Here is a 13,729-nt window from a genome sequence, read left to right on the forward strand (position 1 = left end):
CAACCTTTATCTGGAGTGACCGAAAGTGAACCTGACCATCAGCAACTCGTCGCCAGTTTCAGTCGTTCGTAAGGCTTCTTCGATCACCGCTGTTCTCACCGCGGCGCTCGTGTGCACGTCCAGCCTACGAGCAGAGCCGCCCACCACCGTCCCCACCACGCAAGCCGCCAAACCCGCCGGCACGGTGCCGCAGGAGCTGCTTGGCGAGTGGTTCCAAGGCACCATCTCACCCACCAGCTACTGGGACACGCAGAGCGGCAAGTACCTCGGCAACGCCAGCAGCATGGGCTCGACCTATCGCTTTCATCCCGACGGCACGTACGAGGAATACGTCTACATCGAAACGCGCATGTACAACGTCCAGACCGTGATCTGGACCACCTACAAGGGCACCGTCGACTTCAAGGCCGACACCTTCACCGTCACCCCCACCTGGGGCCACTACAAGACCGGCGGCACTAGCTCGCAGAAGACCGACCGCGACATGACGGAGGAGGAACTGGCCAAGGGGAAGAAGACCTACAATTGGAAGCTGGAAAAGAACCCCGACACGGGCAAGACGCACTTCGTCGTCCCGTTCGACGATGGCAGTTCGTTCCAGTTCCGCCGGACTGAATCGGATAAGGCCAAGGAGTAGGCCGGCGGCCGTCCGGGCTTCCCCGCGCAACGCGCCTCACTTGGCGTTGCCCCGCCGGCGCGTAGAATGCCCGACCCAAAATGGATTACTTCAACTACAAGAACGGTGAGCTGTACTGCGAAGACGTGCCCGTGGCCAGGATTGCCGCCGAGGTGGGCACGGCCGTCTACATCTATTCGAAGGCCACGCTCGTCCACCACTACCGGCAGATCGCCGACGCGTTCAAGGCGCTGAACCCGACCATCTGCTACTCCATCAAGAGCAACGGCAACATCAACCTCTGCAAGGTGCTGGCGGCCGAGGGATGCGGGTTTGACGTCACCAGTGGTGGCGAGCTGTTCCGCGCGTTGCAGGCCGGTGGCGACCCGAAGAAGATGATCTACGCTGGCGTCGGAAAGACCGATCAGGAGATCATCGACGCGATCAACGCCGGCATCGCGGCGTTCAATCTGGAGTCGGAAGCCGAAATCGAGAACATCGATCGTGTCGCCGCCAGCATCGGCAAGCAGGCGGTGGGCGCGATCCGCATCAATCCCGATGTCGACCCGGGCGCCAAGACGCACGCCAAGACGACCACCGGCAAGAAGGAGACGAAGTTCGGCGTCGACATCGAACGGGCCGAGCGCGTCTTCGAGCAGTACCGCAACCTGAAGAACCTGCGCATCGCCGGTGTGCATATTCACATCGGCAGCCCGATTTACGACGTGCAGCCATACGTGGATGCGGTGACGAAGATCATCGCGCTCATCGACCGCCTGACGGCCAAGGGTCACAAGATCGAATGGTTCGACGTCGGCGGTGGCTTTGGGGTGAACTACGAGCACCCCGAGCAGGCGCTGCCGGTGACCGAACATGCCAAAGCGCTGGTGCCGCTGCTGCAGGGCAAGCCGTACCGCATCGCATTCGAGCCCGGTCGATACATTGCGGGCAACAGCGGTATTCTGGTGACGAAGGTGCTGTACCGGAAGACGGGTGGCGAGAAGAAGTTCGTGATCGTCGACGCCGGCATGAACGACCTGATCCGCCCGACGCTGTACGAGAGCTACCACCACATCTGGCCGGTGCATCCCGATGCTGCGAACCAGCCGAAGTCGCGATCGAAGTCTACCGAACCGGTGAACGGTGAAGTGGTGGATGTGGTCGGGCCGATCTGCGAAAGCGGCGACTATCTGGCCAAGGCCCGCCCGCTGCCCACCACCCAGCGCGGCGATCTGCTGGCGGTCTTCACGGCTGGCGCGTACGGCTTTGCGATGAGCAGCAACTACAACAACCGTCCACGCCTGCCCGAGGTGCTGGTGGACGGCGACAGTTACAAGGTCATCCGCCGACGCGAGACGTTCGAGGACTTGGTGGCCGCCGAGCGAATCCAGCCGCGCCTGAGCCCGTCAAACGACCTGTAGGGGCAGGCCTCCGTGCCTGCCCTTCTTCTCTTTATGGCGTCGCAGATCACGGCCACGGCCGCGGACGCCTGCCACTGTCATACTTCACCTTCTCAGCGCCTCCGGCCGATGAAGTTATGGGTCGCAGCATTTGGCCGCGCGCCCTACAATTCCTCGAACGGGCGTGCCCGCGTGCGCCTGACTTGGCATCGAACGCGACGTTGCTGACGTAAGTTGCGACGGCGTGCGGGAAGGGTATCGCGATGGCGACGGAATTTTACGAGTGGAAGTTCGGTGACGTGTACTACCTGAAGCGCGGCTGGGGTGAGCCGATCGTGCTGCTGCACAACATCTACCCCGGCGCTAGCCACGAGGAGTTCGAACACAACATCGCCGAGCTCGCGCGGCACTTCACGGTGTACGCGGTTGACATGCTGGGCTTCGGCCAGTCGGACGCGCCCCACCTGCGGTACACGGGCAACCTGTACGCTTCGTTGATACACGACTTTCTCGTCGACGTCGTCGGCCAGCCCGCGAACATCGTGGCCGCCGGGCTCACCTGTTCCTATGTAGCAGACGTCGCCGTCTGGCGGCACGAACTGGTGAAGTCGATCGCGATGATCTGCCCGCGCAGCGAACCCATCGGCCTGGATTCCCCGCGATGGATCGCTGCCATCCGGCACTTCCTGATCAGCAGCCCGACGCTCGGCCACGGCATGTACGAGACGCTCAGCACCGGGTTCGAGGTCGACGCCTTCCTGCGCGGCTGCTTCCACAACCCGCGGAACGTCACGCGTCAGAAGATCGACCGCCTGGCCGCCAACGCCTCGCACCCGGGCGGCGCGTATCCTTACGCCAGCCTTGTTTCGGGATACCTGGATAGCCCGTTGATGAAGACCTTGCCACACGTGAGCATGCCCACGTTGCTGATCTGGGGCCGCGAGGCGAAGCCGACACCGGTGGAGCACAGCGTTCGCCTGGCATCAATGTTGCGCAAGGGCCAGCTCCACGTCGTCGAACAGGCCGGCGCGTGGGTGCATGACGAGCAGTCGAAGATCGTGAACAAGCTGCTGTGCGACTTCGCGTTGAATCGGGGTGCCGGTGCGCAGATCGCGACGGCTTAACCGCCTGCCCTTGGACTACGCCTGCTTCCCGCCCTGCGCTGAGGTCGACACCGGTTCCAGTGCCCCCGCCAGGCGTTGCAGCACCGTGTGCAGGCGACGGCGTCGCGGTGCCGGTAGGTGCATCCGGCCGAAGCGCACCTTGTAGAAGATGCTCGTCAACCGACGAATCGTGTCGTACACCTCGCTCGGCAGGTACGCGAGGCTGTCGGCGAATTCCTTTGGTGTGAGGTAGTCTGGCCGCTGCATGTTGTGGCGTTCCAGCAGGCGGATCAGGTCGTCATAGAACCCCAGTTGCCGTACGAGGCGGATCTGCTCGGTCGGCGACAGGTCGTCCAGCCCGATACGCTCGGCCCGGCGGCGAAGGCGCCAGCGTTCCCAGAGGAACCACAGGACCGCAACGATCAATCCACCCACCAGCATGATCATGATCGGCGCGATCACCTTCGTCGCGAACAGGCTGAACTTCGACTGAATCCAGTCCATAAAATTTGCGAGCGACTGCGACGAGTTCACGGCCGTCTGATCCAGCTTCGTGCTGACGTTGGTGATGAGGCTCTCGCGGTTATCGCTGTCGTAAGCGATGACTGAGCTGGCCCAGGTGAACTCCAGGAAGTTCATCATTCCGCGCACGCGGTCCATAATCCCCACCTGCCGTGGGCCAGCGTCGCGGCCACTGGTGGGGTCGAACGTCTTCCAACCCATTGGCGTCAGCACCTCGACCCATGCGTGGGCGTGGCTCTGCTTCACGGTGTACATGTAGCCCAGATCGCTGTACTCGTCGGAGCGGAACCCGATGACCACCCGGCTGCGCAAGTCCAAGCTCTGGCAAAGCAGCGTCATGGCGCCGGCGAAGTACTCGCAGTGACCGCGCTTGAAGTCGTACAGGAAGCGCACGATTGGATCGTCGTTGTGCGTGCGGCCGAACTCCGTCAGGTCCAGCGTGTAAGCGAACTTCGACTGAAGGTGCTTCTCGATCACGCGAGCGACCTCCTCGTCCATCGCGTGGGGTTCCCAGCCCTGCTTGCCACCCTCGCCGGCCGAGCGGCGTTCCAGCAGATCCCCGAAGTCGATCTCCTTCAGGTAATCGCGCACCCGCGGGTCGATCTCCGACTGGAACCAACGCGCGGGCCGCGGGATCATCGACTCCAGCTCATCAGCAAGAATCGGCTGCGGCGCATCGGTCGAGGTGACCTCGTACTCCAGCCTCTGCACGAGCGGGTCGGCCACCGAAAGCAGCTGGTCGCGCGGCACGTAGCGCAGCCGGATCGGCCGAGCGGACTTGAAGTCGATCGGGAAAGGCATCGCGAACAACGTCGAGGAGCCCGTGGGATCAAGCGTGATCCGCTGGCGGTAGATCGACCCCCCCTGCGGCAGCGTGGGCTCCAGCGCGATCAGCTGATTGGCCTCCACATCTACCGCAGTGCCACCACCGCGCGAGAAGCCTCGGCCGGTGCGCACCCAGCGCCATCCGCTCTCCGGGTTGGCGTCGTAGCGGTCCAGTGTGACGCCGCGCAGGTAAAGCGGCTGCGTGCCGCGCAACGGTTCGCCATCCTTCGTCACTTGCACGTGCGCGACGGTCTGCGTGTTCTGCGTAATGTTGGCGATCTGCTGGAAGCTCATCTGATCGCTGAAGCCGGTCAGCGCCTGACTGGGGCGCATCGGCATCGTGCCGAGCATGTTGGCACCGGTGCCGCGCGGGAACATGAGGAAGACGATTACCGCCGCCACGATTGCGACGCTGGAGACCAGCCCCGTTAAACGGCGCATCGAGCGCGACAGGTAGCGCTGGTCCTGCCGAAGCACGCTGAGGTTGATGCGGTCTTCTGGCAGCGCGTAGGCCGAACGGGCGTGGTCCGTCTCGACCTTCAGGTGGAACAGCAGGCAGCAGTAGAGCGACAGAAACAGGTAGGCGATCAACAGCAGCCCGAAGATGAGGCTTGCGGTCGTGATGGAGGCCGCCACCATGAGCAGCAGGCTCAGGACGAGCAGCTGCGCGTAGTCGCGGTTGGCGCGCTGCTCGTACAGCTTGACGACCTGCAGCAACACCAGGAACTGCCCGATCGTGATGATCGGCGTGCCGCGCACCACCATCACCTGCTGCGCGACGTACAGGAACGCCAGCAGCGTCAAGATGTTGGCCATCCACCGCGGCATCGGCGTGAACCTTTTGGTCGCCACCAGCCATGCGTTCAGCGCGATCGCGCCGCCAGACAGAACAAACAACGCCGGCGCCTGCGCCGCCAGCGTGAAGCCGACGATGCCCAGCGTCACCAGGATGTACAGCACAGGTTTGAACTGGCGAATGTCGTACATAATTCGTGTGGGCGGTGGTTAGAAGTCTGGGGTCAGGCGAAACCTCTTTCACTCGATGCTCGCGATGCGCGCCCTCAGCGACCTAATGCCCACTAATCTTAGGCTGCTGATCGAACGGCATACAGGTGGCAAAGTCGATTTCGTCGCCGAATCGGAACATCTGTCGGCCACCCATTTCGGCCGACGAGAAGACCATCATCGAGCCGCGCGTGCGCTCGCTGAGGCCGATCTGCATGTCGCGCGGTGTGAACAGCACCGCGGTCGTGCCGTGGCCGACGATGTCCCGGCTTTCGTCCAGCAGGTGCTGCGTGTTCCGGCTGGTGTTGAGCGATAACCGCGCCAACGTGGTCAGGATGTCGCGCAACTGGCGCTTGCCGCGCGTGGGTGGAATGGCGACCCACGCGCCGTCCCAGGCGCAGAGGCCGACCGAGATGTCCTGCGCCAGCGCCGCGGAAGCCGTCGATGCCGCCATCGCGATCGCACGTTCCACCCGAACGTGCTCGGCCTCGCTGCGATCCTGTAGAAACGTGTCTACCAACAACACCAGCCTCGGCGGTGAGACCTGGGTCATCTCCTTGCTGACGAGCGTGCCGGTGCGGGCGCTACGCTTCCAGTAGATCATGCGCGGGTTCTCACCCTGGCGGTACTCCTTCAACCCGTAGAACTCATCCTCGCCCCCGCGGCGTGGCCGCATGGTGGCGCCGGTCTTCTCGGCCGACCGGGCCATCTGAAGAACCTTGGGATCGACCTTGCCGATCGGGGGGTAGACGACCAACGTGTCGGCGTGCCGTCGCTCGAGGGCGCGCTTGATGAACCCGAAGGGAAAGCTCGTGCTGATCTGGTAGCGGTTCAGCTCGTGCAGGCCACGCCGTTTCGGCACCACCTCGGTCGGTACGGAAGCCGTCATGCCACCAGCGGCGTGAAGGAGGTAACTGGAGGGTTGCTTGGTGAAGGCCTCCACTCCGTCCAGTTCGCTCAGTCCGACGGAAAGGCTTGGCCAGAATCGTTTGTGGTTGGTGAACGAATAGGCGATGACCGTCACCTCCCCCACCATCACGGCTTCCGGAATCTCGCGCTGAACGCGCAGCCGACGAAGCACCAGCCGGCTGATGAACCCGCTGATCACCAGCACGCCGATCATTAGCCCGAATACACCGAACAGCAGGTTGGCCTGGCTGTTGATGGCCGCCAAGCCCATGAACATCATCATGGAACAGTAGACGAGCCCGGTGAGCGAGAAGTCGAGCGATGGCTTGCGCCGGACCGGCGTAGTTACCTGGCGGACGGAGTTGGACGGGCCGCGGGTCGTCATAAGCCGGGATCGCTCGGATTGAACTGCAATCGACGTTCACGCGCGCACAGCCGACCGAACTTGAGCCGCAATACCGACCTAGCGTGGCGTCGGCACCTTGTCGAGGATGCCTTCCAGCACCCGGGCCGTTGCGTTGGCGTCGCCGTTGTGCAGGTACGACTTGCTGACCACGCGGTGCGCACAGCACGCAATGAACAGCCCTTTCACGTCGTCGGGCGTCACATAGTCGCGCCCGGCAAGCATCGCGGCGGCCTGCACGCCGCCTGTTAGCGCCAGCGCGCCACGCGGGGAGACGCCAAGGTGCAACTGGTCGTGGTGGCGCGTCTCGTCGACGAGGTCCAGGATGTAATCGACAATCGCGGGGTCCAGCCGCACTTGCGGCACCATGTCCTGCAAGCGCACGACGTCGGCCGCCGTCAACACGGCATCCAGTTCGGGTAGCGCGTTGCGGCCGGGCTGGGTCGTCAGGATCTTATGCTCGGCCGTGCGATCGGGATAGCCGACCGCCACGCGTAGCAGGAACCGGTCCAGCTGGTTCTCCGGCAGGTAGTACGTGCCCTCGAATTCAAACGGGTTCTGCGTCGCCACCACCATGAACGGCCGCTCGAGCTTGATCGTCTTGTCCTCGATCGACACCTGCTCCTCGGCCATCGCTTCCAGCAACGCCGACTGCGTGCGCGGCGTGGTGCGGTTCACCTCGTCGGCCAACACGATGTTCGCGAAGATCGGGCCCGGCTTGAACTCGAACTGCTCGGTGGTGCTGTTGAAGACCGACACGCCAAGCACGTCGCCGGGCAACAGGTCGGGCGTGAGTTGGATTCGGCTGAACTTACAGCTGATGCTCTTGGCGAGCGACCGCGCCAGCACCGTCTTGCCAACGCCCGGCACATCCTCGATCAACACGTGCCCGCGGGCGAAGAGCCCGATCAGCAGCAGGTCGACCGCTTTGGATTGTCCAAGAAATACGCGACGAATGTTCGACCGGAGTCGTTCGATTGCGGGATCGGCCACGCCTGCCACCTTGATGAGTCGTCCGTTCCTCGTTGTCCGCCTACGGTGGGAAGACCTACACCCTATCTTAGCAGCCCCGGCCGTAATTGACCAACAGATTAACCGGATGGTGACACGGTTAATCGCGCCGGAACCAAGCGTTATCGCTCGGGCCAACGAAGCCCAACAGCGCTTGCGCGTTGTCGGCCCCGTAGACGTTGGAGCCGTACGTGAACGACATCGGCTCGGCCGTCACGTGACCGTCGGCCCAGCAGATGTTAGCGCGCTTGCGATGGCGGAAATGGATGGACGGCGACGTGGTGTTGCCGAACGCGTCGAGCGGGGGCTCGACGTACGAGTATTCGATCAAAGCCGGGAGGGCCATGGCCGTGTCTGCGAAGGCCACCTTTGTCGCCGGCTGCCTGATCATTGTGACCTTCGCAGGCACGTTGCCCACGCGGCGTTCGAATTCCGAGATGGACAACGACATGATGAGCGTGCCCAGACCGGGCACGCCGGTGCCGCTGCCGAACGCGCCGGCGTTATAGCCGTATCCTCCACAGGCCAATTCGAATCCGATCGATTCGTCCGGCGGTTCGAAACTTGGACAGCGCTTGATCTGCGGCGTCTGCAGGAACGGTTTCAGCGGTCCACGATCGAATTCAAACGGGGCCGAATCATTCGGCCGAACGCCGTGCCAGCGGTGAAGATTGCCACTGATCAAGTCGAAGTGACCGGGCGGCCAGTAGTTGTTAAAGCTGCCCGCATACAGCAGTGACGCCGTGTAGATCTGCCGCAGGTTGCTCTGGCAGACCGTCCGGCTGGCCGCCTGCCGGGCCGCCGACAGTGATGGGAGCAGGATGCCGATCAGCACGGCGATGATGCCGATGACGACCAGCAGCTCGACCAGCGTAAAGCCCCTGGCGCGCGACGTTATCCAACGCGCGTCACGGGAACGGGAACCGGGTTTTGGCGATGAGCCGGGTCGCATGCGGTTCCCACAGAAGGTGTTCATTACGTCTGATCCCCTCTCCCGGTACGCCGGGAGAGGGCTAAGGTGAGGTGATTTCGAGCGGAAATAAGCTGAAGTACGAAAGCTGGAGTGCGGAGCCTTTTGTCCGCTTTTCATCCTTCAGCCTTCATCCTTCCCGCCATTCGAAATCACCCCCACCCAGCCTCCCCCGGAGTACCGGGAGAGGGGCCGGAGGGATCGCTACCTAGTCCAAGCGACGGCGGCGTTGCAACAACAGCCCCGCCGCCAGCAGGAACGCCAGCGACGACGGTTCCGGGACGGCGACCGTGACGAGGTTGTCGATGGCGGCGTAGAGCGGCGTGTTGATGTAGTCCACTCCGCCGTAGGTCGAGCGGTCCGACGAAGCCCACTCGACGTCGAACGACACGGCGTTCCCCAGGGGCGTCAGGTCGACCAGTTCCCACGTGGCAACGATGTAGTCCTGGCTGTTGTCCTCGAACGTGTAGTCGGCCAATCTAAACGCGACCGAGCCGGTCGTCCCGCCGGTGGCGTTCGCGCCGGCGTAACCGACGAATCTTACGTCGAAGTAGTCGGGGTCGTTGCCGGTATCGCCTCCGAACTTCTTGGCAAACTGGTCACCCTGCTGCAAGGACTTAGCGGTAAGCGTCGTGTTGGTGACCCGTACCGACGCAAGCGCCTGGCCCGCGGGCAGGTTGACGTGCCCGGTGTTGTAGACGATCGCGTAGTTGCTGCTGCCGTTGAACCCAATACCCGTAAAGGCGGAGTACTCGTTCTCATAACCACCTGTACTCGCGTCGGTATCGTCCGAGTACGTCCAGCCGTTGTACGTGCCCCCGGAGAACGTCATCCCCTCGCTGACGAAACCCGTCGTTCCCACGCCGTACTCCGGCCGCTGCGTGGGATTGAGTTCTTCAAAGTCATAAGTGGTCGCCGAGGCCACCGAAGCGGACAAAGCGAAAATGGTTGAAATGATTGCGCGAAGTTTCATGCTGTTCCTTCTGTTCCATCACTTGTTGAATCGGACCGCAAACTAACGGCTCCGGCGGCGCAAGGCCGCCACGGCGCCGATCGACAGCAGCGCGATCGCGCTCGGTTCCGGCACCGCGTTGATCACGCCAATGCCCTGGCCGACAGGCAGGCGGAAATCAAAGCCGCCGGTGCCAGTGGTGAGCCAGTTGTCGAGGATCGGATTGTTCTGGCTGTCCCTAAACGCACCGTTGCCAGGAACGTCGATCAGCTTCACGAACTGGACGTCGTTCAGGTCGACCGCGCCGCTCAACACGAGCGCGTTCGTCGTCAGATCGGCCAGGTCGAACGGCGTCCCGAACCCGTTGGCGTGCTTGCCGGCGAGGTTGTGGATGTTCGTTGCGTCGAATCCGGCGTAGCCTTGGCCGAACGTGCCGTTGAACGTGGTGTTGGTGCTGATCGATGCAAAGCGCGCAAAGTCGGTGCCGTTGCTCGACACCTCCACGTACGCCAGCTCGGCGAAGACGAACGGCGCACTGGGAAACAGAATGCCATTCTCGAACACCGCGAAATCGGCCCCGCTGCCGTTGCGGATGCCGGTGGGGAACTGCACGGTCAGGTAGCCGGGCGACGCGCCGTTGGCGATCTCGGTGGCGTCCAGATCGCCAAGGCTGTTGAAGCCGGTGGTGCTGATGCTCGTGCTGCCGCGCGGCGCGAACTGCGTGCGGGCCGCGTCGATGGAATCGGCCCACTCCACAAACCGCGCGCTGGCGGCCGGGATGGCGGCGTCGATGGCATTTGAGGTATCGGTGGGACCGGAATAGATGCCCGCGAGAGCGGGCGAAACGATAGGAATGGCCGCGATTACCGCAACCGGGACGAACTTGCGCATCATGCGCTCTCTCCTGCGCCGACTCGCGCGGCGCAAACGAAAACCCCCGGCCGTCGCGCGTGCCAGTGGCACGGGAGAAACCGGGGGTCCGAGAGCACGGGATTGCTGCGTTGGGTCGCCCACCCATGACGGTGGTAAACGCGACGATGACGCTGCCTGCGTGGATCAGGGGCCCGGGGTCCCAAAGCATAACGGCCAATGGCCGCGATGCCTTTTCGCGAGGACGGTCCGAACGGGCTCACCGCACCAAGCGGCGAGCCGAAACGCAGGCAGGTCTTCTGACTCGGGGCCCACCCGGCCGCCTTCCCACCGGTCCGTCGCAATCGCGATCGACCGGCAGTGGCAAAATGGCCGGGCAGTAATACAGCTGCCCCATACAGCGGCGCGTCCGTGCCGGATTCTCACCGGCTTCCCTTTGACGCCTCGGCTTCCACCGAAACATCAGGCATAACGCCGCCTGCGTTAACTCGAGGGCACAATACAGCGGGACCTGGAAGATTCAAGTCGGAGCAACTCAGCCAACAGGCACACCCGCGCGCGCCTACGCCGTTAGCGCGTTCCTTCGTAGAAGAAGACCTCGCGGACGATTTGCTCGTCCTGAACGGTGTAAATGGCGACCTCTTCAAGCTTCACGCGTTGGCCGGTGCCGTTGGGCGTCAACTCAAAGGTGAAGTGGACGGCGAACTGGCCACTGGTGACCGCGGTCGGGTCGGCGACACCGTTGAAGTATGGGCCGCGCACGTATTCCCCGTGAATCTGATTGGCGGCGCCCCACTTCTCCGACTTCTGAATGACCGGCTGCTTCCCGACCGTCTCGTGGCCACTGGCCTCAACTGAGATGATGGCGTCGGCGTACATGGCGCGCATGACGTCGAAGTTTTTCCCTTGGTTACACAGATCGACGAACTCCTGGGCTAGCGACTGAAGGCTCATGATGCGACTCCCTTTGGTAGCGCGGTGGTAGCGACCTCAGCCGGGAAGTGTAGCACAAAAGTGTTTTCGCGCGTGTGTACGCAGCGGTGACGCAGCGCGGCCTCGCATTCGTTGACGAGACGCGGCATCGCGACGAGGCTACCGGGTCTCATGCATAACCCAACGCTGTGGATCGCGCTCCTTCTGCTGGCGGCACTTTGGATGGTGGCGCTACCCGTGACAAGCGCGCGGGCGGATGACATGGCCGTGGTGCGCGATCGATTGATCGCAGCAATGGTCCCCGCGTCGCCGGATGCGAAAGCGCGCGCCATCAAAGCGGCGACGGCACGTGCCGAATCGCAGCAGGCGGATGGAACGTGGAAGGACGTTGGGTACGACGATGCCCGGCGCAGCGGTTGGCGCACGAGCGATCACCTCACGCACGCTCGCACGATGGCGATCGGCCATCGCCTCAGCGGCGACGCAGAGTTGCGCGACAAAACGCTGAAAGCGTTCGCGTGGTGGCTTGCCAACGATCCGAAGAACTCGAACTGGTGGCACAACGAGATCGGCGTGCCACGGCTGATCGGCGAAACTGCGCTGCTGCTCGGCGACGCCCTGCCCGCCGACGTGCTCCCGGGCATCGTCCGCATCCTGCGTCGAAACGATTGGGCCCAGCACACGGGCCAGAACCTGGTGTGGGGCTGCGGCATTCAGGTGCTGCGCGGCTTGCTTGAGTCGGACCAGACCGCGGTGGCCGAGGCCTTCTCGCGCATGCACACCGAGGTGCGCGTGGGCGAGCCGCAGGGCGAGGGCATCATGCCCGATCGCAGCTTCCATCAGCATGGGTCGCTGTTGTACTCAGGCGGTTACGGTCGGGCGTTCACGTCCGACGTCGGCCAGTTCATCGCAGTGGGTTGGGGGACGGCGTTCGCGGCGCCGGCGGAGCCGCTGAACGTGTTTTTGTCGTACCTGCTGGATGGTCAGCAATGGATGATCCGCGGCGTGGCCATGGACCACTCGGTGGACGGTCGCGAGATCGTTCGCCCACGCCGTTCGTCGCGGTCGCACCCTTCGCCCACGCTTTCGAGATTCGGCGGCCTGGCGACAGAACTGGCGGCGCTCGGCGCGCCGCGCACCGACGAGTTGCGCACCTTCGCCGATCGACTTGCCGGCAAGGGCGAGCCGCTGGTGGGCAACCGCACGTTCTGGTGTTCCGATTACGTCGTCCACCATCGGCCGGACTTCTTCATGTCGATCCGCATGTTCTCGAGCCGCACGATTAACGCGGAACTGGTGAACGACGAGGGCAAGCGCATGCGCCACGTCGCCAACGGCTGCACGATGCTGTACCGCCGGGGCAATGAGTATGAGGGCATCTTTCCCGCGTGGGATTGGAACCGCGTCCCCGGCACCACCGCGGCCGCAATCGATTTTGCGAAGAACGCCAAGCCTCGTGTCGCAACGACGGCGAACTTCGTCGGCGCGGTGTCGAACGGACGTTTCGGCGCGGCGGCGCAGGAGATCGATCACGATGAGCTATCGGCCCGCAAGTTCTGGCTGATGTTCGATGATGGCTTCGCCGCACTTGGCGCGGGCATCAGTTCGACAGCGGATGGCACGGTTACCACCAGCGTAAACCAGTGCCGTCTTGTCGGTGACCTGCAGCGGAGTGAAACCAACGTCACGCATGATGGGTTCACTTACGTCTTTCCAGAGGGCCAGGAGCACCAATTGCGCCAGGGAGCGCAGAGTGGCCGCTGGTCAGATATCGGTGCTGACGTGGCCGCCAAACCGGTGACGATGGACGTGTTCAACCTTTCCATCGATCACGGCGTTCGGCCCACCGACGCCAGCTACGCCTACAGCGTGTTCACCGGTGCCGATCGCTCAACCGAGGTGGTGGTGCTGAGCAACACGCCTGAGCTGCAGGCCGTCACGCATCGCCGCGACCGTGTGACGGCGGCGGCGTTCTGGAAAGCGGGACGGTTCGCGGTCGGTGGCCGGACCGTCGAGGTCGACCAGCCCTGCCTGGTGCTCATCGAGAAGCAAGAGCAAGGGGGCGATTCGATCAGCGTGTCAAATCCGCGCAACACCGAACTTACGGTCACGGTGACGATCGACGGCACGCCCCACCGCTTTGAATTGCCCGACGGTCCGATGGCCGGTTCGAGCGTGACGCGATGATTATCGGGCCGTTGCGTTGAAGA

11 protein-coding genes and 1 riboswitch are annotated in these 13,729 nt (G+C 63.4%); of the genes, 4 read left to right on the forward strand and 7 right to left on the reverse strand.

Annotated features, from left to right (window positions below):
- Positions 1–25 precede the first annotated feature (25 nt).
- From VGN72_04405 to VGN72_04415, 3 genes are all read left to right on the forward strand, one after another.
- Positions 26–637 (forward strand): hypothetical protein, encoded by a 612-nt coding sequence (locus VGN72_04405; protein HEV7298584.1) that lies wholly within the window; start codon positions 26–28, stop codon positions 635–637.
- A gap of 80 nt (positions 638–717) precedes the next feature.
- Positions 718–2,037: a diaminopimelate decarboxylase gene (gene lysA, locus VGN72_04410; protein HEV7298585.1), complete on the forward strand. Its 1,320-nt coding sequence runs from the start codon at positions 718–720 to the stop codon at positions 2,035–2,037.
- A gap of 242 nt (positions 2,038–2,279) precedes the next feature.
- A complete protein-coding gene (locus VGN72_04415; GenBank protein ID HEV7298586.1) occupies positions 2,280–3,140 on the forward strand; it encodes an alpha/beta fold hydrolase in 861 nt (286 codons plus the stop codon).
- Between the two features lie 15 nt (positions 3,141–3,155).
- On the opposite strand, the gene VGN72_04420 is transcribed toward VGN72_04415, so the two are convergent.
- The 7 genes from VGN72_04420 to VGN72_04450 all read right to left on the reverse strand — a co-directional run bounded on the left by VGN72_04420 (position 3,156) and on the right by VGN72_04450 (position 11,540).
- Complete coding sequence (locus tag VGN72_04420; protein ID HEV7298587.1) at positions 3,156–5,453, reverse strand: DUF3488 and transglutaminase-like domain-containing protein; 2,298 nt, start codon at positions 5,451–5,453, stop codon at positions 3,156–3,158.
- Positions 5,454–5,535: 82 nt separating this feature from the next.
- Complete coding sequence (locus VGN72_04425; GenBank protein HEV7298588.1) at positions 5,536–6,765, reverse strand: DUF58 domain-containing protein; 1,230 nt, start codon at positions 6,763–6,765, stop codon at positions 5,536–5,538.
- Positions 6,766–6,843: 78 nt separating this feature from the next.
- Positions 6,844–7,776, reverse strand: coding sequence for a MoxR family ATPase (locus VGN72_04430; GenBank protein HEV7298589.1), 933 nt, complete (start codon positions 7,774–7,776; stop codon positions 6,844–6,846).
- A gap of 118 nt (positions 7,777–7,894) precedes the next feature.
- Positions 7,895–8,770, reverse strand: a complete 876-nt coding sequence (locus tag VGN72_04435; protein ID HEV7298590.1) for a prepilin-type N-terminal cleavage/methylation domain-containing protein — start codon at positions 8,768–8,770, stop codon at positions 7,895–7,897.
- A 202-nt stretch (positions 8,771–8,972) separates the two neighbouring features.
- A complete protein-coding gene (locus VGN72_04440) occupies positions 8,973–9,737 on the reverse strand; it encodes a DUF4465 domain-containing protein (GenBank protein HEV7298591.1) in 765 nt (254 codons plus the stop codon).
- 42 nt (positions 9,738–9,779) lie between these two features.
- Positions 9,780–10,610: a PEP-CTERM sorting domain-containing protein gene (locus tag VGN72_04445; protein ID HEV7298592.1), complete on the reverse strand. Its 831-nt coding sequence runs from the start codon at positions 10,608–10,610 to the stop codon at positions 9,780–9,782.
- 247 nt (positions 10,611–10,857) lie between these two features.
- Positions 10,858–11,057, reverse strand: a riboswitch (cobalamin riboswitch).
- A 99-nt stretch (positions 11,058–11,156) separates the two neighbouring features.
- A complete protein-coding gene (locus VGN72_04450; protein HEV7298593.1) occupies positions 11,157–11,540 on the reverse strand; it encodes a nuclear transport factor 2 family protein in 384 nt (127 codons plus the stop codon).
- 150 nt (positions 11,541–11,690) lie between these two features.
- On the opposite strand from VGN72_04450, the gene VGN72_04455 reads away from it, so the two are divergent.
- Entirely contained in the window at positions 11,691–13,706 is a 2,016-nt protein-coding gene (locus VGN72_04455) for a polysaccharide lyase family 8 super-sandwich domain-containing protein (protein HEV7298594.1), read from the forward strand.
- The last annotated feature ends 23 nt before the right edge of the window (positions 13,707–13,729 follow it).

It is taken from the genome of Tepidisphaeraceae bacterium (genome assembly GCA_035998445.1).
In the GTDB taxonomy this organism is placed as follows: Bacteria; Planctomycetota; Phycisphaerae; order Tepidisphaerales; family Tepidisphaeraceae; genus DASYHQ01.